We start from the raw sequence: 22,274 nt of genomic DNA on the forward strand, positions 1-22,274 counted from the left end.
CATCCTGTTTCCCCAATGATGTCGCCCGCATGGACGGTAACAGGAAGAACGTGCCCTTTGGCGTCCCGAGTGAGTGGATAACGAGTCATGTAAAGAGGAAATTACGATGCAATCAGGAAGCGATGCGTCGTTGAGGATGAAATCCGGGCCATCCCCAAAGAGCTTACCGCCGTGGTCGCTCGCCTCGCGAGCCATTCCACGGGTGTGTTCACTTTCATTTTTATGTACCTCCCTGCCATCAAAAACCAGCCATTGGAACACGCAACTCAGCGCGGGCACTTATCCAATACGCTATTTTGCGACGGGGATTTCATTAAACTGACCATGATTTAATTGATACAACCGGGTAATAGTTCGCCCGAATGAATCGCTCATCCACGCGATGCTTATCCCTACAGGTGTTTTATTCCACGCCACCGAACGATATGGCGACGTCGTTCCATCGGAAGAAAGTTCGATGTTTTTTAGGCAACTCTGCACGAGCTTAGAAAATTTCACTTTAGCCAATGTGCCTGTAATTTGAAGTGCGTATAGCTCACCTTCATTCCCTGCCCCGCAATACCCCTCTGGTGGCTGCCCGGATGAATGATCTACAATAAATAGAATATATTCGTTCCCATCAACCAACAATGAGTGAGATTCTGGAAAAGCAACTCCCGACGCGCTGGCGAGTTCATGCCGCAGGGTGTTTGGCAATTGAATAGTGTACGAAATTCGTGCGTCCTGCTCCTGAACGTACAGATGATTCTCTCGCACAGTAACAATCCGACCATCAGAGATTTCGACAGACACGGGCAATGGCTGCATGGCTATCAAAGGACTACAGGCGCCCCCAAGCACGCCGGCCAGGAATATTCGCTTAATCGTTCGCAACATGGTCTGCATAGCAAACTCCACTGTATTTCCAAGGGTGATCGGAACCTTGCCCTGCTTTCATTTTGGGGTATTGATGGACGTCACGATCATGGAGTTGATCGGCTGATTTTTCGGAGTTTGCTGGGTCACTAATATCCCAGCCGATATTTCCGGTCTTAGGGTCGCAAAGCATGGTGGGATTTCTTTCCCACGACTGAGATTGCGGATTCCAGGTATGGTATCCGCCACCATTCCATCGGCTGATAGTTTCCATCGCTAGCTGATCATCCGTGTAATGCCTGCCACTTTGGCTCAAGTATTTTTTTGCTGACGCCTGCTTTTGCTGAAATAAATGAGCGCCTGCGCGGACATTTTCTTTCCAACTCCATATCTGTTGGTAATTCGGCGATGGTGTCGTTAATTGCGTCATGCCATAACCAGCATCGCCAGCGACAACAGGCTCCTCATCTGCATTAATAAAATTCTTGAACTTACTTTCCTGCCCAATCAATTTGTCAAAGCCAGTAGTGTTGGGTATTGTAGAAAGAAATGCCGTCACGTCCTCTTCGGCAGGATTTTTTCCAAGAATGACGACCGTTCGCCTAAAGTCAACGTCGCCGGCTTTCACGGTTACAGTTAATTTTCCACCAATAGTCTTTTGATTTAAATCCGCCTCCCACAGTTTGCTATTGCTCGAAAACGCTCCTGATCGCTCTGAAAATGTTTCCAACTTTCGACCGGTTCGGATTCGTTCCTTCAATCCACTTACATGGGCATTCCATTCGATTTTCCACTGCCATTCGTACGGTGGCGCGACGTCCGTCTGAATTTCAAATATTATCGATGGAAATGTGGCATGTTCGTCAATGTAAAATTTGTCTCCAGAATTCGGTTTTACCCAGGTGCCAGCATCATTAGTCACCGTAACCTTGACTAGCGAATCTTGTTGGCTATTTGTTTGCGCAGCATGTTTGACGTGATGATGGTGCTTCTTTTTAGGCATCTTGCTCAGTCTCTCTATGAAACGTTATCGATAATTTTTCTGGCTTGTCCGTATAAACGCGCTCGGTACGCCCCTGCGCGTCCGTGTGCCCGGTCCATTTTTGCCCAGACTCGCCCTCGATAACGTAGTAATGGTTCGCCAGCGGGGTCGATTGATCTTCATCTACCAGTCTGAACTGTTCGTGATATTGGCTGATGCCGCTGGTGGGCAAGAGAGGTATCGGCATACTCATAGATGCCGGACCGGGTTTGTTCCACGAAGCGCATTTCTCGAGGATGCTGCCTGGCGTGCCGTTCTCGATTCCCTCGGCGTTGATTTTGATGTACGAGCCACCGGAACCGATCCAGATCTCCTTTGCGGCGGTGATGATGACCTTGCCGTCCGTGCTCGTAATGGTCACGTCCTTGAGCGCGGTCAGTTCCATGGCGTCACTCTGGGCCTGCACCTCGAGCTTGCCCTGCGCGGCAATGAGCTTCACGCCGAGCTTGTAGGCGAAGATCGACACCGCACCCCTGACCGACGCAAGGAAGGAGCGGCCCGACGAAATACTCACATCGCGGCCGGTCGTGATCGCTAAATCCTGTTGGCTCGCCAAGTGCGTGCTTTGCGCTGCAGTGAATCCGAACCCGGCGGCGCTGGCGAACACCATGTCGGGCCTTGCGAGTTGCGGAAACAGGTTGTCGTCCGTGCCGGCGCCGCCCTTAATTGCATCGTTTTGCGTCTTGATGGCCTGGGTGGCATCGTTCTGGTCCGCTCCGCTCTGCTGGGCCTTGTGCTGCTGCGCAAGCTTCGCCAAGTCTTCATGCTGCTCGCGAGCTTGCGTCAGACGTTGCGCCGTCTCGCCCATGTCCTTGACCGGTGCATCTGCGCCATGGCGCGCCTCGGTGGTGATCAGCATGCCTCCTCCCGCACGCATGACCGCCTCCGCATCGGTCGCGAGTTCCACGCCTTCGCCACGCGCTTCCTTGCGCCCCGAGTTGCCCACAATGCGCGTGTTGTAGCCCAGCACCAGCCGCGAGTTCGCGTAGTCGCTCGTCACCTGCACCTGAGGCTTGCCGGTCGTGTCGTCCGCTACCACGCTGTTGGACATCGCGCCCGCGATTTCTTGAGTGCGTGTCCCCGACAGCGCCTGGTTACCCGGCAGCACCCACGGCGGCTGGTTGAACTGGTTCACCATCCGGTCGGACACATAGGGCCTGTCCGGATCGTCATCCTGATAGCTGACGGCAATCTCCTGGCCGATTCTGGGCAGGTAGATCGTGCCGTACCCGTTGCCCTGCCACGGTGAGGACACCCGCACCCAGCAACTGGAGTTCTGGTCGTTGTTGCCCAAGCGGTCCCAGACGAATTGAATTTTCACTCGGGCATAGCCGTCAACCCACATGGGCTGATCCTTGGGGCCCACCACCATCGCCGTCTCACCTGCGCACCGAGGCCGCTTTTTCAGCCGGTTCTTGAAGAACGTGTTGGCCGGTTGCAGCACGAACTGCGTTTCGCACAGGTATTTCGCAGTGGGTCCGGACGCGCGGCTGGTCTCATCAACATTGCGGATATCGAGCGTGGTGGAGACCACCAGATATTCGGCGTTCGCCTGTTTGACCGGATGGTTCTCAAGGTGGAACGTGCACCCCGTCACAAGTCCCCGCAGGTTGCCCTTGCCGCGTGCGCGCAGGCGACGGCAACGCTCGGCATCCAGGCGCACGCTCGCGAGGTGTTCGGCTTCACGCTGGACATTGTTCGGCTCGCCCGAGAGGCCCATCGTGCCCGTGCGCGGTTGCGAGTAATCCCCCCAGCCATAGTGTTCTATGTTGTCAAACGACATGTCGCTGGCGTCGTTCACGCTTGCGGCAAGATTCGCACGCGAGCGCGTGTAGTCATAGTCGGTGAGGGTGACGGCGCCGGCGGTCAACTCGCGCGAGACGGCCAGCGTGTGGATGTGTTCCTCATCAATGCGCTTGGCATCGGGCGCGTAGTACGAAATCGTTTCGTAGGCCGGGCCGTGGCGCCTGTGTGAGCCGGACGAGTCGCACAGCACGAGCGTGGCGCCATCCATGAAGAACGTCAGTCCCCACTCACGCCACAACCGGCTCAAGAACTGGAAATCAGATTCCTGGCACTGACGGATATAGTCCCGCTTCGGATACGTCCCCTTGAAGCCGGGGGCAGCCAGGCGCAGTTCGTAGAGGAACGGATAGCCTTTTTCTTTCAGGATCGATTCGCTGACCTCCACCACATTCTGATTCTGGAAGATACGGTTTTCGAGGTTAAGCGAGGCGAGCCAGAGCCAAGGGCGCACGGTGAACTGGTAATACACGTGGCGGTCGTCCGCCCCCGTACAGCGCACCTCGGTAATGAGCCCGTTGATCTCGCGTGTGCCCGCGCCGATATTGCCTAGCCCCGTATTGCCTGGCAAGCCAGGAATGAACGTTCCCTTGCCTTCATATTCGATGGAAATGGCGAGTTCCTTGCCCACCAGCGCCTCGGGGGACACGAGCTCCTTTGCCTGCCACACGCGAAAGGTGAGGCTTTCAACCGTCATCACCTCGACCGTGTATTCGTAGAGCTTGCCGAGCTTTTCCGTGCCTGAGAGTCGCGTGGGGCTCAGTACCGGGCCACCGCCCCAGGTGGGCAGTGCTGCGCCAGAAATACTCAGCGTGCGCGATTGAAGTGGATTGAACATGGAGGATGAGGAGTTACGTAAGGAGGGAAATTCCGGCCATCCCAAAGGGGCTTGCCGGCGAGGTCTGTAGGCTCGCGCAGGTGTGCCATGTCGCGATCGTCGTGTTCGCTTTCATTTATGCGTCTTCTTGCCATCAGAAAGCGGTCGATGGAACCTGCGACTCAGCGCAGGCAACTATCCGGCTACTGTCAAGCAGCCCGAACAATCATCTTACAATTCACAATCATACGAGTTTGAAAAATGAGGCGCAAATGATTCGGAGTATTTAACTCTCACAAAATTCGATATTCGACAAAATATGACTAATATGACCGAAAAACGGACGCGGTTGCTGTCCAGACGGAGAGTTCTCCGCACAGTGCCAGCCCCCGCGCAACATTTCGCCATCTCATCGTTACTTTCGATCGATCGGACTCCCATCGATTGTCCCCATGGCTGGGCAACCGATCCGAACCGCCGTGCACGATGGACCGGTACGCACTATGGTGTGGGAGTCGTTCGCTTTAGGTACTCTGCGACATTCAACTCCAGTCGATCACAGAACCAAGCCTCTTTAGCTGGCGAAATCTCAGAAATCGCTTCGAACAACGCATCAAGGTCATCCACGGAAAATTTCGCTGTGCTGTTTGTTCCTTCTGACGGGATGCTATCTGTCAGCGTCGCATTTTTCTCCTGCAGGGCGAGGATCTTTTCCTCGATGCTCCCGGCCGCAATCTGCTTGTAGACGAACACGGGCTTGTCCTGAGTGAGGCGATACAGCTGAGACCTTCCTCAGAGCACTGAGCATTTGTTGCGCGTAGGCGAGCGGGAGTTCGGGCGTGAGTTTCGAACTCGGACGCGGCGCCGTGAAGGTGCCAACGCGTCTTCTCCGTAATGTGCGGGGAGTGGACCTCGAAGTACCGTGGGCTCTTGGGCTTGAAATCCGTTTTCATCTGTCGATCACACTATCTTTCCCGCGCGCGGCAGAGCCGCCAGCGGACCACGTCTCAAATGTCGCCGTCACGCTTCGGTATCCCATTGCGCGAGCAAGTCTGGTGGAATCGCCTGCAAGATGTCCGCGTATCGCGCACCCACGAGTCGTTCCGCCTGCTTGAGCAGCACCGGAATTGGACTACTGGGTTCATGAGTATCAAACCACAACCGTGCTTGCCGCATCTTTTCCAGTGCCGCCTTCCGATCGGGCAGAGGTGCGCGGGGACTTCGTACGGATTGAACGGACTCGATGGGTTCCGCAAGTTCGTCAGGCAGCGTTGGCCCCTCAGGATGTTCCTTGACGGCCTCCGTCTGGGGTTCGCTTGCGTCGATTTTCGCCGTCTCATCATACGCGTCGTCCTGGAGCGCATTATCGACAAGAGGGCTGTCTAACCTGTCTATTGGCCGCGCAAGCAGCCCTAGCAACTTGGCTAGCGCGGACAAGTCCGGTGCAAAGGAACCCAGGTGCAACTCGCACCATGTCGTAATGGTCCCGAGACTTGCCAGCGCCTGATCGAACCCCGCGAGCGACGCGGGATTCTGTTCGCGTAACGCGTCCAGTTGCTGCGTGACCGAGTCCGGCGCCAGCGCATCGGCCGGTCGAGGCCTAGCAAACGCGCGCTCGACATCCCGAACCTGCAACCGCACCGCAGTCGATTTGGCGAGTGGCACCTCTCGCAGATCCGACAGCAATCCTTCGGTGTCCGTGAGTGCCTGCAGCGTGTTGGCGCGAATCTCGAGCGCCGCATCGCGATCACTATCCACGGCCAGTTGCGGATGAATGGCATCGGGATACATGTCGAGCAAGCGCGCAAGGAGGACGATCCCTTCGCCAAGGCCGGCCGCCCCGCCAAGGCGTGTACGACAACGCGTGAACAGCACCGCGATACGGATATCCTTGGTGCGCAGCATCAGCCTGCGGCAATCGCGGTCGATATCGCTCCAGTTGACTGGATCGGCCGATCCCACAAAGTTGCCATACTGCGCATCGGGCTGTGCAGTGGACCGAGCGGACATGACCACATACTCCGGGTCGTATTCTAGGTCGATACCGCAGGGCGCATCGGCCGAGACGGGGGCGCACCAGTCATGGCTCACTACTTCTTGCGGCCGCGATTTTGCGGCCGTTTGTTTTTTCGGGGTCATGGTGTCATCAATCCGCTAGTGTGTGATCAGCGCGTGCTGCTCGGGCTCGAAGCGCATTCCGGTGATTGGCTCGCCAGTCGGGGACTGACCGAGCCATGCGGACCAGCCTAGCCGTTCAGGTCCGCCAATCACTGCGGGTGGCGCACTCTGCGCCTTGAGGCGTAGAACGAGTTCCCAGACGAATTCGTAGCCGACGAAGGCTCGTACCCATTCCACCAGCAATGGAAGATCAGCGCCCTGGGGCGTAAAGCGTAAGTACTCGTCGATATCGAGCGGACCGATAACGATATGAAACTTGTGCTGCCGATCCGGCACCTGCTCGCCCAGCATCGCACCAACAGACAGCACGGACGGTGAGCCGGGTTTGCCCAGTCTGCTGTGTTCAGCCGGGTCAACCTCGATCCAGTGCCATATATATTCATCAATGGACACCGGCACACCAAAAAACTGTGCAAGCGTGGCGCGCAGACCGTCGGGGTTGCGAGCCTCGCGCACCAAGTGAGCCGAGGCCGAGATACGCGCGTGAGCCGGTAACCTACGCTCCTGTATCTCTTGGGTATCCTGTCCAAATAGGCTCGTGACGTAAAAGGAGAAGCGCTCGTCATTTGAACGATCGAGTCCTGCGGCCGCCTGCGAGGACGACCATGCGCGGTAGAAGAACGTCAGGTACCTGTGATGGAACATATCAAGGAAATCGACGAGCGTGCTGTCTAAGCGATTCTCCTTGCGATCCCGTGCGATTTCCGTGACGTGAATCGGTAAGGGACCGTTGGGCCCGAGCATGCCAAGTCCGAAGAGCCGCACCCTGAGACGCCCGTCGAGCTCGCCCACTTCGGCGATTTCACGAGGCGCAAAGGCCAGGCTCGGCTGCTGCCCCAACCGAAAGGGTTCGGCCTGGGGACGTCGCGCCCACCCGATCGCCGGAATCCTTGAGTCGGCACCCAGCCGCCTCAGCAAACTCAGGAAGCCGTAACGCCAGGGTTGAGTGCGCAGATTGTCAAGCAGCTCAGGCGAAAGCACTGTATCGCGCACCAGCGCCGTGAATGAGGCCCGATCCATTACGCCGCACCTCTCGTGCCCATGCGCACCGGCCAGCGCGCAACACGTCCGCGCTGCATGGAGTGCAGTTCGGTCTGCGTGAATGAGTTGATCGATACGTGACGGGCCAGATAATGTTCGAGGACCAGACCGAACAAATACGGACTGGTACCGGAGAAGCCGCTCTCGTCGACGGTCAGTGAACACTCGATGCCTCGTCCGTAGACGAGCGGGCCGCCACCGGGCAGCCGACGCGTCACCGGCTTGGTCTTCACACCGACAAGACTTTGGACCTGTCGCTACTGCGACTCGTCTTCTCCGGTCAGAAACAGGCGCAACAGGTCGCGCAGCCCTTGCCCGCCCGCGCGATGATCCAGATCCCCCAGAGGCAGATAGTTGAAGTTGAGCTGCCGGATCAAGCGCCAGGCCATGTCACGTTCGGCGTACGGCGCCTTGGGCGCACTCGGCGCTCTTATCAATCGGATGCCATCAAGCGGCGCTGACACTGACACCGTCAGATCGGACATGCCATTGCGAGGTACAAGGCTTGGCAAATCACGATTCGTGAGCCAAGCGACAACGGAGAGATAGCGGATCGCTTCGGCGTAGGGTGCTTCATTCTGATCGACCAGGGACACGAACGTCTCCGTGCCGACATAGGGCGTACGCGTGCCATAACGGCGCGCCGAGTCGGATGTCAGCCGGCGTTCTCGACGGAGCGAAAAATACCTCCCATAGTTGCCCTCGTCGTTGTTGAGCGTCTGGTACAGCGGTCGGAATGGCAGTGTAGCGCTGGTCAAGGCTACTTGCCCCACCATATCGTCGATGGCAAAGACTTCATAGTCGAGCGGGTGCAGGCGGGACGGAACCACGTGAAACTCAGTCTCGGCCGCCGACAGCTCGATACGATCGGTTGGCCGCCGGAATAGATTGACGACGGGTGTGCAAAAGAGTGCGAACTTCGACGCGTCGACAAGATTGGCGAATTTGTCGGGCGCCCTGTCCAGCAGGATGACGATCTCGGCCTCCCTAGCGGAAATACGCCGCAAGCCCGCTTCCAGCCCCGTCAACGCAAAGAAATAGAACCGGCTTGGGCACGCGAAATACTCGTGTAGCAAGTTGTGCCCATGAAAGCTCGACCAGGTGAGCGGCAGCAGTCCTTGGTCTGTCCCGAGCCCTTCGTGAACCACCGCGTTCGACGTCACCGCATGCAAAACGCGCCCGAGTTCCCCAGGCGCCCCGGTGAGTGATGCAATACCGGCCGTATGCACCAGTTCAAACAGGTGAGACGCAACTTGTTCGTCGCCAGCGAGATAAATCGGCAACCGGTCAAGCCCTTTCAGGTCGGCTATGTTTGCGTCGCCGGTCATGCGCAGACGAAGACGCAGCGCACCACGCACCTGGACATCGGCTGGCACGTAGCGGTCAAGCGATGGAATGTCCGGCGGAATACCGGTCAGGCGTGCATCGACGATTTCCAGCGGATAAAGCGTCACGTCCTGACCGCTTCGGAACTGGCACGCAGTTCGTTCGCCGTCGGGCACCCGAGCGGTGAACGCGGACCCGCGTTCAATCCGAAAACCCTCCACCAGATTGCCTTCGCTCGGGCTCGGAAAGAGTCGGGCAACGGCCATCGACGGGGTAGGCGCGACGTAGTTTGGATAGATGACTTCGAGAAGCCGCTCGGTAAAGCGCGGAAATTCGGCATCCAGCTTGATCTGCATGCGTGCCGACATGAAGCAGAACGATTCAATGATCCGCTCAACATACGGGTCTGCGACCTCGCCTGCCTGCATGCCCAGACGTCGGGCAATCTTCGGGTGAAATTGCGCGAATTCGCCTGCCATTTCGCGCATGTAAATCAGTTCTTGATTGTAGTAATCGAGCAGTCGCGGGTCCATGCGTAGGTCTTATTGTGATGTGTTACGGGGTCTGACGGATCACGTCGCGCGAGCGTTAGCGACGTTCATGCGGCTTGTTTCGAGATCGATCGAGCTTTGTACGAGAAACTCAAGCGGATAGGGATCCATGTGGATCATCCCGCGCACTTCGAACATGAGCACGTTGTAGTGGTTCTCGGCGTCTTGCTTGAAGAGCGGCACGACGGCAAGCGAGTCCGGCATCAGCCGTGGTTCGAACTCGTTGATGGCGCGCTTGATCACCGTCTCGAGATCGTCCCACTTACGTGAGGCCAGGTACTGCCCAGCGAGCGGTGGCACACCAAAATTCACCGTCGATGCAGCCACTTCCGGATACCGAACCCGGTCGATTTGATCCTCGATGCTGGTCGTATTCAGGAGAAAGGCGAGGTCCCGTTGCAAGATATCGCGCATCTGCGCTCGGGTGACCGCAAACTCGCCGAGCGCTTCCGTCTCTCGTTGTGGAGCGTCGTCCCTTAACCGGTCCAGTAGTGTCGGTAGCAGGTAAGTATTGGCACGACGTGGTGCGCTGACTGAGGTCCCGCCACTGGCTAAGCGGCCATCCTTAACTGAGCGCATGGGCTTCATCCTTTGGTGATTCGCTCCACCCGCTCATGGTGAATTCGCAAGAGGCCAGTTCGAACACGCTGAAGTCGCCGGCGCTGGTGGCCCACGTCTTCTGACCCATGCCGATCACCGCGGTGCGTCCAACTTCGCGCCACGCGGTACGCCGACCGAGGCGCAGTGCGTCGTCATCGTCCTCAGACATGGGATAGCGCGCTGGCAGGAAACCACGCACTGTGCTGCCGTCAAGAAGCGTCAGCGTGCAAGGCGCCCATATGAGTCCCAGCAGAGTCGCCGGTCGCTCAACGTGCCATTTAGCGATGTCCGCTAGGGGCAGCCATCGATACTCCCTTGCCGTAATGACTTCACACACAGGGCCGAGCCGCGAATCGCTGTCGCTGATCCACTCGGCCTCGCCGTGAGGGAAACGCACTCGGACCGTCTTCGCATTGTCAAGTGCAGCTTCGCGCACGTGATCCGCGGCTTCGATCTCGCCATGAGCCGAAAGCCGTATTGACTCGACGAGCCCCTGCATCCAGGGTAATGGCTCGAACACAAAACCCGGCGGTTGTTCGCCCGCAAAAACTCGGCTACGCGAGCGTTCTGCACGAATCAAGTCCCGGCAAGCGTGCGCCATTGCAATCTGGTCCGGTTGCTGCGTAGCGCAAACCTGTAATTGCTGGATCGCACGCGCCCATTGTCCGAGGACGCAGAGCAACTGAAACAGTTCCCATCTATGCTGAACCTGGGCGGGATAGGCGCGCACCTTTGCCTCGGTATCCGCAAGCCGCGTCGCGAGCGGAGTATCGCGATTCACGTTTCCAGTTTGCCGAGTAGGGTCAGTCATATGACGGCCTTCGATTCGGAGAGAACGTGGGGCGCGAGAAGCGGGCTGTCGATTCCGGAGGCATGATGCTCGCGGCGCACCAGTGCCGAAGGAAGCCGGGGACCCCGGGCCTTGAATTCGGGTGGCGCAAAAAGCTGGAGGATTTCCGGCACGGGCTCCACGATTGCTGCCGGGGGCGAATTCTCTTTTTCAAGCTTCCCGAACACCATTTCGATACCGCGCATCCCGCACAAGATGGTCTCGATCGATTCGGTACGCTCGCGCGATAAAGGCTTCGGGTCGCTCAATGACGCGTGCTCGATCGCAGCGGGAGCGCTCCAGTCACCCGAGAATACGGCCTGTGGGTCGTCGAGCGCCCGGCAATACTGGTCGTAAAGCGAGCCGATCACATCGTTGGCGCCGACCTTGGCCGGTTCCCTATGGCTCGCGTTACCGACCGTCCCAATGAGGTCAAAGATCGCATTTGAGCTGGCTTCGTGGTCCGGGCACGATGATGAACGTGCGTCAATAGGCGAACGCTGAGCAATTCGCGCGGCCTGGATAATCTTCGGTTCAGTTTTTCGGGTTGTCTTGATTATCTCATTAATGCGTTTTCTCTCTGGAGAAAGCCAATCAGACATTATCTTTCCCGCTGTTCGTCTCATTTTCTTTTATCCCAAAATAAGCAATAAGTCCGTGCTTCATCGCATTCGTCAAGACATGTCGCGATTACACCCTCACTGCCTTCTACAATGGCTCAACGCTTCGCGCCACAAGGATTTATCACGACGCACCGGCTATTGAAATCAGATAGTTCCTATTATTGATCGAGGGTTTCCTCGAAAAACCTTTACGGCTAAAAATAAAGCGTAACGCTTTACAAAAAGACGATCGTACAGATATATTTGAAAAGAGAGGCAATCATTACGATTATTCCGGCGAACGAAATTAGAAGAAATATGACAATCACGCGGCACGCCTTATTCGGGAAACTCGGGAGCAGTCTTTTTAAGAGCGTTGAATCGGCGACCGCGTTCTGCAAGCTGCGAGGCAACCCGTACGTCGAGCTGGTGCACTGGATACACCAGCTTGCTCAGCTGCCCGATAGCGACCTCCATCGCATCCTGCACCATTGCGACATCGATATGGCTGTGCTGCAACGCGACTTGGCCCGCTCGCTTGCTACGTTACCGGCGGGTGCCAGTTCGATCAGCGACTTCTCGCATCACATTGAAATGGCGATCGAGCGTGCCTGGGTGTTCGCCACGCTCAGCTTTGAAGACAATCGCGTTCGTGGTGCATGGCTTCTAGCCGCCCTCGTGAAGACGCCCGAATTGCGGCGCATCTTGCTCGGGATCTCGCCAGCCTTCCAAGAGATCCCAGTTGACGGTCTGGACCAAGCTTTGCCCGCTTGGATCGACGGCTCGCCGGAATCATCGGATGCGCCTTACGATGGCACCGATTTTTCTCCAGCTGTCCCAGGCGAAGCATCTGGCGCGCTGTCATCAGCGGCCAAGGGGTCGCCGCTGGCGCAGTTCTGTACCGATCTCACATCACGTGCCCGCGATGGCAGCATTGACCCTGTTGTTGGTCGTGAGCTTGAAATCCGAACAATGATCGACGTCCTACTGCGCCGTCGGCAAAACAATCCGTTGCTGACGGGCGAAGCCGGCGTTGGCAAAACCGCTGTCGTCGAAGGCTTAGCGCTCGCGATCGCGAGCGGCTCCGTGCCCCCAAAGCTCACCAACGTGCGTTTGATGAGCCTGGATGTGGGCGCACTGCTGGCCGGCGCCAGCATGAAAGGTGAATTCGAATCGCGGCTGAAAGGCTTGCTTGAAGCTGCGGCTAAGTCGCCCACGCCGGTCATCCTCTTTGTGGACGAGATCCATACGTTGATCGGCGCAGGCGGCCAAGCCGGTACCGGCGATGCGGCGAACCTGCTGAAGCCTGCGCTGGCTCGCGGTACGATCCGAATGATCGGCGCCACGACGTGGTCCGAATTCAAGCGCCACATAGAGAAGGATCCGGCATTGACCCGCCGCTTCCAGGTGCTGCAAGTCATGGAGCCGGAGGAAGCCGCCGCAATCGATATGGTACGTGGCCTCGCTCCAACGTTTGCGAAGCATCATGGCGTCGAGATTCTCGACGAGGCTATTCGCGCGGCTGTCACGCTGTCTCATCGCTACATTCCCTCCCGGCAATTGCCCGACAAGGCGATCAGTCTGCTGGATACGGCATGTGCTCGAGTCGCGCTATCGCAACATGCACCGCCGGGTGAATTGCAGCAGGTTCAGCAGCGACTGCAGGCCGTACAGGTCGAGCGCGACCTGCTTAAACGTGAGTCGCGCATTGGCGTGGAGGTAACAACGTCGCTTGAGCTGGCGCAAGCGAGGATTGAGGCGTTGACTGTCGAGGCCAGTGAGATAGAGGCGCGCTGGCGTACACAGGTTACAGCTGCGCAATCGTTGCTGCATGCCCGCAGTCCTGCATCTGAGCATGAAGTGGCCGAGGCGGAAGTCTCGGTCGAGACCTTACGCGAACTCAAAAATGCGCTGAGCGAACTCCAGGCCGACACGCCACTCGTCTTTCCCGACGTTGACGCGACAATCGTGGCCAGCATTGTGTCTGACTGGACCGGTATTCCCGCCGGTCGGATGATGACTGATGAAGTAGCCGCCGTGATGACGCTGCCAGCTACGTTGGCAAATCGCGTCATTGGGCAGGGCGATGCCTTGCGTTTGATCTGCGAGCGCGTCCAGACCGCCCGTACGGGGCTGACGGATCCCGAAAAACCCGTTGGTGTGTTCCTGTTAGCCGGGCCGTCCGGCGTCGGCAAGACGGAAACCGCGCTGGCGCTCGCGGAAGCGCTCTATGGCGGTGAGCAGAACCTGATCACAATCAACATGAGTGAGTATCAGGAAGCGCATACCGTATCGGGTCTCAAGGGCGCGCCTCCGGGCTACGTCGGATACGGCGAAGGGGGTGTACTAACCGAAGCAGTGCGTCGCCGTCCATATTCGGTGGTGCTCCTCGACGAAATCGAGAAAGCGCACGCGGACGTACTGGAAATGTTCTTCCAGGCGTTCGATAAGGGCCGAATGGAAGACGCAGACGGACGGCTCATCGACTTTCGAAACACAACGATCTTGCTCACTAGCAACGTTGGTGCCGAATTGACATCGGCCCTGTGTGCCGATCCTGCTTTGATGCCCGATATCGAAGGCCTGCGTAGTGCGCTTGCACCGGAACTTCTAAAGGTATTTCCCGCCGCGTTTCTCGGGCGCTTGGCCGTCGTGCCGTATCTGCCGCTTGCTCACGATACCCTCGCCAGCATCGTGCGACTGCACCTGAACCGTGTAGTCAAGCGCATGGCCGATACGCACGGAATCGCACTTACTTTCGCTGACAGTGTGGTCGATCACATCGTAGAGCGATGCCTGGTCCAAGAGACCGGAGCGCGCGTGCTGATTGGCTTCATCGAGCAGCACGTTCTGCCCAGGCTCTCGGCACTGTGGTTCGACGCGTTTTCTACAAAAAATCCTCTGACGCGTATAGAGATCACTGTCGCTACCGCCGGGCCCGAAGAAGGAGGCAGCCTGGTCTTCCACAGCGTCACCAAGTCGGCGTCCCTTCACGCCGTGCCGATCGACTAATCGATCACGGCTGGCTATTTCCTCTATTGCAGTCTCATTCGCCCCGCTCAGGAGTCAAGCATGTCCGTTGCCAACAGTTCACAGAAATTTATCGGCCGCAATCGCGCGCCTCGCGTACAGATCGAATACGACGTCGAAGTCTATGGGTCTGAAAAGAAGGTCGAGCTGCCATTTGTCATGGGCGTGCTTGCCGATCTGTCAGGCAAGCCGACTGAAGCGCTACCGGCCGTAGCCGATCGAAAGTTCCTGGACATTGACATCGACAATTTCGACGAACGCATGAAGGCCATCAAGCCGCGCGTTTCATTTGGCGTGCCCAACACGTTGACGGGCGAAGGTCATTTGATGGTCGACATGACGTTCGAGAGTATCGAGGACTTTTCGCCTGCTGCTGTGGCGCGCAAAGTGGATTCGCTCGCCCAAATGCTCGAAGCGCGTACCCAACTCGCGAACCTCCAGACTTATATGGATGGAAAGTCCGGCGCCGAAGGCCTGGTGAACAAGCTACTCCAGGATCCGACGTTGCTGAAAGCGCTCGCGGCTTCGGCCAAGCCACAAGCAACAAACGGCACTCACGATACAGCCGAATCGATCTAATCGAACTCTCCGACAACACGCGTAACCAGGAATCAATATGGCAAAGCAAGCAGCACAGGTTGAAGCCACCGGCACACAGACCTACAGTGACTTCACGCACCTGCTCGCGCAGGAATTCAAGCCGAAGACGGAACAGGCGCGAGAAGCCGTCGAGTTCGCGGTCAGGACGTTGGCCGAGCAAGCTCTGCAGCAATCGATCACGATCAGTGACGATGCCTACAAAAGTATCGAGGCAATCATTGCCGAGATCGATCACAAGTTGTCGCAGCAGATCAACCTGATCGTGCATCACGGGGACTTCCAAAAGTTGGAATCCGCCTGGCGCGGCCTGCACCATCTCGTGTCGAATTCCGAGACCGACGAGAAGCTGAAGATTCGCTTCATGGATGTGTCGAAGGAAGAATTGCGGCGCACAATGAAACGCTACAAGGGTGCGGCATGGGATCAGAGTCCGCTCTTCAAGCAAATTTATGAAGAAGAATACGGCCAGTTGGGCGGGGAGCCCTACGGTTGCCTGGTCGCCGATTATTACTTCGACCACACACCGCCTGACGTCGATTTGCTCGCTTCGATCGCGAAGGTATCCGCAGCCTCGCATACGCCGTTTATTTCTGGCGCATCGCCTTCAGTACTGCAAATGGAATCGTGGCAGGAACTCGCCAATCCGCGCGACCTGACCAAGATCTTCGCGCAGAACCTCGAATATGCTCCGTGGAATTCGCTGCGCAGCACCGAAGACGCACGTTATATCGGCTTAGCGATGCCGCGGTTTCTGTCGCGCCTTCCGTATGGCGCTAAGACCAACCCGGTGGATGAGTTCGACTTCGAGGAAGATACGAACGGCTCCGATCATCGTCATTACGCGTGGGCAAACGCGGCTTATGCGATGGGCGTCAACATCAACCGCTCATTCAAGCTGTATGGTTGGTGCACATTGATTCGTGGTGTGGAGTCAGGCGGCACGGTTGAAAACCTGCCTTGCCATAGCTTTCCGACCGACGACGGTGGCATAGATATGAAGTGTCCGACCGAGATCGCTATCTCGGACAGGCGCGAAGCCGAACTTGCCCGCAACGGTTTCATCCCGTTGATTCACCGCAAGAACACGGACCACGCGACGTTTATCGGCGCGCAGTCCATGCAAAAGCCGGCCGAGTATCACGACGCCGATGCGACAGCGAATGCGAATCTATCCGCGCGTCTGCCGTACCTCTTTGCGTGTTCGCGTTTTGCCCATTACCTCAAGTGCATCGTGCGCGACAAGATCGGCGCGTTCAAAGAGCGCGAGGACATGCAGCGTTGGCTCAACGAATGGATCATGAATTACGTCGACGCCGATCCGGCGAACTCGTCGCAAGAGACCAAGGCGCGTCGTCCGCTCGCGGCAGCCGAAGTGCTGGTCGAGGATGTTGAAGGGAACCCCGGCTACTACCAGGCAAAGTTCTTTCTGCGTCCGCACTTCCAGCTGGAAGGCCTGACGGTTTCGTTGCGTCTTGTCGCGAAGCTGCCGTCGATCAAGGTTGCGGCCTGATTGTTAAAAAAGGCGCCCGTTTCGTTAAGCGGCGGGCACGTTTAGCTAACTGCGTGTTGGCTTCGACCTGAAGGAGATGACATGTCTGATGGAAGTTTTGACATTAATGCGGCAGTAGCTCACCTGAACAATCACAGCTCTTCGCACCCAAACCACTATTGTGCCCGGGCAATACGGCACGCGCTTGCCGCGGGCGGTGTCGCATTGAGTCGGTATCCAGCCGACGCGAAGGATTATGGGCAAACGCTCCTCTCAAACGGTTTTGTACGTGTCACAAGCAACGACATGTATCTGCCACGCAAGGGCGATATCGCGGTGATCCAACCGTATTCGGGAGGTAGTTCGGCTGGCCATATAACGATGTACAACGGCAACCAATGGGTGTCAGATTTCAAACAGGCGGATATGTGGAGCGGACCCGGTTACCGCAAACATAAGCCCGCTTTCCAAGTATTCCGGTCACAGTCGGAACAGTGATGCGTGCGAACATTTTCAGAGCCATCCTGGTCGCATGGGCTGTGCTCGGCGCGCAGTCTGCGTTCGCACAAAGTGTCGATTCAGCGAGGCAATTCCTCACCGGTATATACGCAACCTATACGAAAGACGGTACCCCCCCACGATTTTCTGGCGTTGGGAGCAACGCGATCGTGTCCCCGTCATTAGTCAAGCTGATTAAACGGGACCAACGCGTACTGCGTGGCGAGGCCGGGGTACTCGACATGGACCCACTTTGCCGATGCCAGGATTTCGATCTCAAGACGACCGGAGTTGCAGTCACGATGCTCGCGCGTCTTAAGGCGGCTGGCACTGTGTCATTTGAGAACCTCGGCTCCAGGCACGAGGTGACATTCAGCCTTGTGTGGTCAGGCGGAGGATGGCGCATCGACGATATTCGGGAGGGAAACCAGCCCAGTCTTCGGCGTGCTTTGAGAGCGGAGATTCAGGAGTACGCGGATAAAACCCAATGAGGAGACGGTCTCTAGCGGACATCAGACGAACCGTGCACGAAGCGTACAGCTTATGCGCCAGGTAAACGTCGCGGTTGCGATAGTCGTCAAGTCACCACGAAAGACTTCCACACGTGGAGAAGCGCATGCCTTGCGCGTGCACAAGCAACGGGCGTCAGGCGTGAACGGCAAGGAGAGATCGTTGTCATCGGTAACTCGGAATCAGGAAAGAAAGCAATTCGTTCGAGTGCGCCGGATGCCTAGGCGCGCTGGATCAAGTAGGAGAGAGTTCACCGACGCATGAATGACATGCAGGTTGTTGGCGATGAATTAGAGCCAAGTTTGATTGTCAAGGCGACTTGGACATTCGTTGTACCCGTCTTAACCACGAAGGAGCTTTAAATGGCACAAGATATTTTTCTGAAAATCAATGGCATCGACGGCGAGTCGCAGGATTCGGCGCATAAGAATGAAATCGAGGTCATGAACTGGGGCTGGCGCATTTCCCAGGAATCGAACATGCACGCTGGTTCGGGCGGTGGTGCTGGCAAGGCGACTGTGGATGATCTGGCGTTCGAACACTACGTCGATCGGGCGAGCCCTAACCTGATGAAGTATTGCCTGACGGGCAAGCACATCAATGAGGCGACGCTTGTTGCCCGCAAAGCGGGCGGAAATCCGCTCGAATATCTCAAGATCACGATGAGCGATGTGATCGTGACGAAGGTTCAACCTTCGGGCAGCAGCGGCGACGAGCGGATGCGCGAGCAAGTTCATATTTCCTTTTCGAAAGTGAAGCAGGAATACGTCGTTCAGAACGCTCAAGGTGGTAGCGGCGGCGCAGTGACGGCGAGCTACGACATCAAGGGCAACAAGGAAGCGTAAGCACTTCATGCACGCGGTGCGAACCGCGTGCAGTGGGCGCAGTTCACTGCGCCCATTTTCAATTCAAGTTTCAAGGTCTTATGCGTCTTTCCAAAGTCGTTATTGCATCGATTGCATGGGCACTCGTCGTCATGCTGGGTGCGTGCGCGAGCAGCGATCCCGACCCCAAGACGCCGAAGGAGCCGTTGCGCCTCGAGTTGTCCGTCAGGGCGGGAAGAGATGTCAATCCCGACGACAAGGGCCGCTCTGCGCCAATCGTCGTGCGCATTTATGAACTCAAGAACGACGGCACGTTCAAGTCAGAAGATTTTCTCTCGCTGCAGGAGAAGGACAAGCCACTCCTGGCGGACGACCTCAACGTACGCGACGAATTTTTGCTGCGTCCCGGTGACCTCAAGACCATCCGACGCAAGCCTGACGCCACCACGCGAGTGATTGGCGTGCTTGCGGCTTATCGCGACCTGCCCAATACGGTATGGCGCTCAACCTATGAACTGCCTGAGGCCCGCGATGCAGCGTGGTATCGGCGGGGCAACAAGCTTCATTTGAACATCGACCTTGGCGCAAAAGCGATCAAGGTGACCGAGATCAAGTAGTGGAAATCAATCAATGAGCTGGCATAACAAGGTTGTCTGGAGCGAAGGGCTATTTCTGCGCCCGCAGTTATTTCAGCAGCAGGAACGCTACCTGGAGAGTTTTGCGCACAAACGCGCGGCGCCGTTGTCGCCGTTCTTTTTTGGCTTCAGCCACTTCAGCATAGACAGCGAAGCGCTTGCGCTCGGCAAGGTGATCGTCAAGTCCGCCGCGGGGGTGTTCGCCGACGGCACGCCGTTCGATACGCCAGGCAGCATGCCGCCGCCAGCGCCGCTCACGATTCGCCACGAACATCTCGAACAACTGATTTATCTGGCCGTCCCGATTCGCGTGCCGAATGGTGAGGAAACCACCTTCGACGAAAAATCCGATTCACTGGCCCGTTACGCCGCCTTCGATACCGACTTGCGCGACACCAATTCGGTTGCTCAGGGGCCGAAGACCGTGCAACTGTCGAATCTGCGTTTGCGGCTCGTCCCGGAAAAAGAGCTCACCGATGCATGGATCGGCCTCGCGCTTACACGCGTGAAGACCATTCGCGCGGATGGCAGTATCGAACTGGATGAAGCACTGATCCCTCCCGTAAGCGGTTACGGTGCGAGTGAATTGCTGACGAGCTGGCTCGGGAAGATTCATGAGCTGACGCGCTTGCGAGCCAATGCGCTGGCACATCGGCTGACTGGCGGTGACGGGCAAGCAGGTATGGCCGCCGAGGTATCCGACTATTTGCTGCTCCAGACGCTCAATCGATACGAGCCGTTGCTCCAGCACTTGCGGCGAGTTCCGACTACGTCACCGGCCGACCTGTATGCGCTGCTGCTGAGCATGGCTGGAGAGTTATCGACGTACGTTCGCACGGAAACGCGACGGCCGCTCGATTCGCACCCGCCTTATCAGCACAACGCACCGCATGTTTGTCTGAAGCCGCTGATCGACGATACGCATCGACTGCTCAACGCCGTGCTCGTGCGGAGTGCGCAGAGTATTCCGCTTGATGAACACTCGCACGGTATGCGCAACGCCGTGGTCGATCCAAGTGAAATGCAACGCTTCACCGCCCTCGTGCTGGCGGTCCATGCCCAGATGCCGCCTGATGTCCTGCAGCAGCAGTTCGCGGCACAGGCTAAGGCCGGTCCGTCGGAACGATTGCCCGACCTCATTCGCTCGCATCTTCCTGGCATCACGCTGCAAGCGTTGTCGGTGCCACCACGGCAGATTCCGTTCAACGCAGGGTACGTCTATTACGAGTTCACGCGCAGTGGACCCTTATGGGACGAGGTCGCAAAGCACGGTGGCATAGCGCTGCATGTGGCAGGTGACTTCCCGTCGTTGAAGCTGGAGCTTTGGGGTGTGCGGGGGTGACGGATGCCATTCGCGGTGTGACGACCCTGACGGGACAGTTTCTTTTTTATGGCGAGCCTGATATTGGCGATCTCCATGGGAGCAGTCACTTACCCACGCATCTCCAACATGGATAGTGATCCTCCGGCGGTGTTGAGACTTCCTCGCTTGGCCGTGGTCCTTCCGATGCCTGCCGTGTCGGTTGGAACAACACTCGCGAAATGGTGGACGCGGCACAGTCATTTGTCGCTGGGAAACGCGTCCGACCCTCACCGTCGGTAGCCAGCGCGTAGCGCTGAGCGGGCACCGCACGGAGTGCGGCTGCGTGCCAATAGACAGTACATCCACGAACATTGGAGAGTAGGTATGGCGATCTCGCCGGATTGGATGAGTACAGAGCCTCGGGAACCGAAAGACGCTCGATCGATTGAGACCACGAAAGCCAGCGGGAATAATGCGCCTGGTGCCGCTGCGCCTGAAGCCGACGATCCGCCCTTGGACCTGCCAGCACCGGAAAATCCTGCGCATCGCCTCGTTGCCATACGTGCGGCTCAAAATCCTCTGCTGGAGGCATCGCGCGTGTTGCTGCGGGCACTTGCCGACATGCCACAGAGGCTGGATTCGAAAAGTGCTGTCGACGCGCTGCGCATGGCGCTTGAGCAGGAAGTCCGTATCTTCGAGAGTCTGTGCGAACAAGCGAACATTCGGCGCGATCACGTACTGGGTGCGCGCTATTGTTTGTGTACCGCGCTTGACGAGGCAGCCGTGCAGACCGCTTGGGCAAGTGACGGAGCAGGCAGTCTCGGCCAGTGGAACAAGGATGGGCTCACGACCACCTTCCACGAGGACCGCTTAGGCGGCGACAAGGTGTATTACCTGATCGGCCGGCTGATGACCGAGCCGAAGGAACACCTCAACCTGATCGAGGTGATCTACCGCATCCTGAGCCTCGGATTCGAAGGTCGGTACCGCCACGTGACCGGCGGCCGCCGCCTGCACGACGCAGTGCGCCAGCGCCTCTACACGGAAATCATGTCGCAGCGCGGCCCGGTTCCCGTTGCGCTCTCGCCGCACTGGGAGGGCGACACAAGCGGGCGCAGCCGCCCCTTTTACGATTTCCCGGTGTGGATCACGGTTGCCGTGCTGTCGTTGATCCTGCTTGCGTTTTATGGATATGCGCAATATGAATTGATGACGCGCAGCGCCGGCATAGAGACTCAGATCGCGGACATCGGGCGGATGAGGCCTCCGCCTGCACCACCCATGGTGCACTTGAAGGAACTGCTCAAGGATCAGATAGCCGCGGGCAAGGTCAGTGTCGACGAGGACGAACACCACAGCGACGTGACGTTCCGTGGGGACGATATGTTTGTCGCCGGCAACGCTGCGATCAATCCATCGATGCAACCACTTCTCGAAAAGATTGCTGCTGAAATCGTCAAGGTTCCCGGCAAGGTGACCGTGACCGGTCATACCGACAGCACACCGATTCGCAGCCGTGCGTTCCCGTCCAACCAAGCGCTTTCAGAAGAGCGCGCCACCCAGGTCATGCAGATGCTGCAGGCAGCGGGCGTGCCGTCGAGCCGGCTGGAGGCAGTGGGCAAAGGCGACACCGCCCCCGTCGCGGATGACAAGACCTTTCAAGGGCGTGCGCTGAACCGGCGCGTCGAGATCAACGTCGCAGAGTGAGCGTCTCGGCGAAAACGCGGCATTTTTGGATTTG

Annotated in this window: 17 protein-coding genes and 2 pseudogenes; 9 read left to right on the top strand and 10 right to left on the bottom strand. The window is 57.6% G+C overall.

Features of this window, described 5'->3' with window-relative positions:
- Window positions 1-291: 291 nt before the first annotated feature.
- The 10 genes and pseudogenes from ACSQ36_RS34585 to ACSQ36_RS34630 form a co-directional block, all read right to left on the bottom strand.
- Window positions 292-885: a hypothetical protein gene (locus ACSQ36_RS34585; protein ID WP_436185544.1), complete on the bottom strand. Its 594-nt coding sequence runs from the start codon at window positions 883-885 to the stop codon at window positions 292-294.
- Complete coding sequence (locus ACSQ36_RS34590) at window positions 860-1,858, bottom strand: hypothetical protein (protein ID WP_436185545.1); 999 nt, start codon at window positions 1,856-1,858, stop codon at window positions 860-862. Before ACSQ36_RS34590 ends, ACSQ36_RS34585 begins: the two co-directional genes overlap by 26 nt.
- Window positions 1,851-4,538, bottom strand: a complete 2,688-nt coding sequence (locus tag ACSQ36_RS34595; protein ID WP_436185546.1) for a type VI secretion system Vgr family protein — start codon at window positions 4,536-4,538, stop codon at window positions 1,851-1,853. The genes ACSQ36_RS34590 and ACSQ36_RS34595 overlap by 8 nt, the downstream gene beginning before the upstream one ends.
- A gap of 552 nt (window positions 4,539-5,090) precedes the next feature.
- Window positions 5,091-5,294 (bottom strand): annotated as a pseudogene (locus ACSQ36_RS34600) (hypothetical protein); the annotation flags it as partial.
- A 243-nt stretch (window positions 5,295-5,537) separates the two neighbouring features.
- The gene (locus ACSQ36_RS34605) at window positions 5,538-6,656 is read right to left on the bottom strand and encodes an ImpA family type VI secretion system protein (RefSeq protein ID WP_436185547.1); all 1,119 of its coding nucleotides are present in this window, start codon (window positions 6,654-6,656) and stop codon (window positions 5,538-5,540) included.
- A gap of 15 nt (window positions 6,657-6,671) precedes the next feature.
- Window positions 6,672-7,715 carry a type VI secretion system baseplate subunit TssG gene (gene tssG / locus ACSQ36_RS34610; protein ID WP_436185548.1) on the bottom strand — a complete coding sequence of 348 codons (1,044 nt, stop codon included), beginning with the start codon at window positions 7,713-7,715 and terminating at the stop codon, window positions 6,672-6,674.
- Window positions 7,715-9,595 (bottom strand): annotated as a pseudogene (tssF, locus tag ACSQ36_RS34615) (type VI secretion system baseplate subunit TssF). The gene tssG and the pseudogene tssF overlap by 1 nt, the downstream one beginning before the upstream one ends.
- 39 nt (window positions 9,596-9,634) lie before the next feature.
- On the bottom strand, window positions 9,635-10,192 hold the full coding sequence (gene tssE, locus ACSQ36_RS34620; protein WP_436185549.1) for a type VI secretion system baseplate subunit TssE: 558 nt from the start codon (window positions 10,190-10,192) through the stop codon (window positions 9,635-9,637).
- Window positions 10,179-11,024, bottom strand: coding sequence for a type VI secretion system accessory protein TagJ (locus tag ACSQ36_RS34625; protein WP_436185550.1), 846 nt, complete (start codon window positions 11,022-11,024; stop codon window positions 10,179-10,181). Before ACSQ36_RS34625 ends, tssE begins: the two co-directional genes overlap by 14 nt.
- Window positions 11,021-11,644 (bottom strand): TagK domain-containing protein, encoded by a 624-nt coding sequence (locus ACSQ36_RS34630; protein WP_436185551.1) that lies wholly within the window; start codon window positions 11,642-11,644, stop codon window positions 11,021-11,023. The genes ACSQ36_RS34625 and ACSQ36_RS34630 overlap by 4 nt, the downstream gene beginning before the upstream one ends.
- A 318-nt stretch (window positions 11,645-11,962) precedes the next feature.
- Between ACSQ36_RS34630 and tssH the strand changes: the two genes are divergently transcribed.
- The 9 genes from tssH (at window position 11,963) to tssL (ending at window position 22,240) form a co-directional block, all read left to right on the top strand.
- The gene (gene tssH / locus ACSQ36_RS34635; protein WP_436185552.1) at window positions 11,963-14,656 is read left to right on the top strand and encodes a type VI secretion system ATPase TssH; all 2,694 of its coding nucleotides are present in this window, start codon (window positions 11,963-11,965) and stop codon (window positions 14,654-14,656) included.
- Window positions 14,657-14,716: 60 nt separating this feature from the next.
- Entirely contained in the window at window positions 14,717-15,253 is a 537-nt protein-coding gene (gene tssB, locus ACSQ36_RS34640) for a type VI secretion system contractile sheath small subunit (RefSeq protein ID WP_436185553.1), read from the top strand.
- 37 nt (window positions 15,254-15,290) lie between these two features.
- Complete coding sequence (gene tssC, locus ACSQ36_RS34645) at window positions 15,291-16,784, top strand: type VI secretion system contractile sheath large subunit (protein WP_436185554.1); 1,494 nt, start codon at window positions 15,291-15,293, stop codon at window positions 16,782-16,784.
- Window positions 16,785-16,865: 81 nt separating this feature from the next.
- The gene (locus ACSQ36_RS34650; protein ID WP_436185555.1) at window positions 16,866-17,261 is read left to right on the top strand and encodes a hypothetical protein; all 396 of its coding nucleotides are present in this window, start codon (window positions 16,866-16,868) and stop codon (window positions 17,259-17,261) included.
- Window positions 17,261-17,752, top strand: coding sequence for a DUF3828 domain-containing protein (locus ACSQ36_RS34655; protein ID WP_436185556.1), 492 nt, complete (start codon window positions 17,261-17,263; stop codon window positions 17,750-17,752). Before ACSQ36_RS34650 ends, ACSQ36_RS34655 begins: the two co-directional genes overlap by 1 nt.
- 381 nt (window positions 17,753-18,133) lie before the next feature.
- The gene (locus ACSQ36_RS34660; RefSeq protein ID WP_436185557.1) at window positions 18,134-18,616 is read left to right on the top strand and encodes an Hcp family type VI secretion system effector; all 483 of its coding nucleotides are present in this window, start codon (window positions 18,134-18,136) and stop codon (window positions 18,614-18,616) included.
- 80 nt (window positions 18,617-18,696) lie between these two features.
- Window positions 18,697-19,212 carry a type VI secretion system lipoprotein TssJ gene (gene tssJ, locus ACSQ36_RS34665; protein WP_436185558.1) on the top strand — a complete coding sequence of 172 codons (516 nt, stop codon included), beginning with the start codon at window positions 18,697-18,699 and terminating at the stop codon, window positions 19,210-19,212.
- Window positions 19,213-19,225: 13 nt separating this feature from the next.
- A complete protein-coding gene (tssK, locus tag ACSQ36_RS34670) occupies window positions 19,226-20,572 on the top strand; it encodes a type VI secretion system baseplate subunit TssK (RefSeq protein ID WP_436185559.1) in 1,347 nt (448 codons plus the stop codon).
- A 366-nt stretch (window positions 20,573-20,938) separates the two neighbouring features.
- A complete protein-coding gene (gene tssL / locus ACSQ36_RS34675) occupies window positions 20,939-22,240 on the top strand; it encodes a type VI secretion system protein TssL, long form (protein WP_436186449.1) in 1,302 nt (433 codons plus the stop codon).
- The last annotated feature ends 34 nt before the right edge of the window (window positions 22,241-22,274 follow it).

It is taken from the genome of Caballeronia sp. LjRoot34, assembly GCF_964253815.1.
In the GTDB taxonomy this organism is placed as follows: domain Bacteria; phylum Pseudomonadota; class Gammaproteobacteria; order Burkholderiales; family Burkholderiaceae; genus Caballeronia.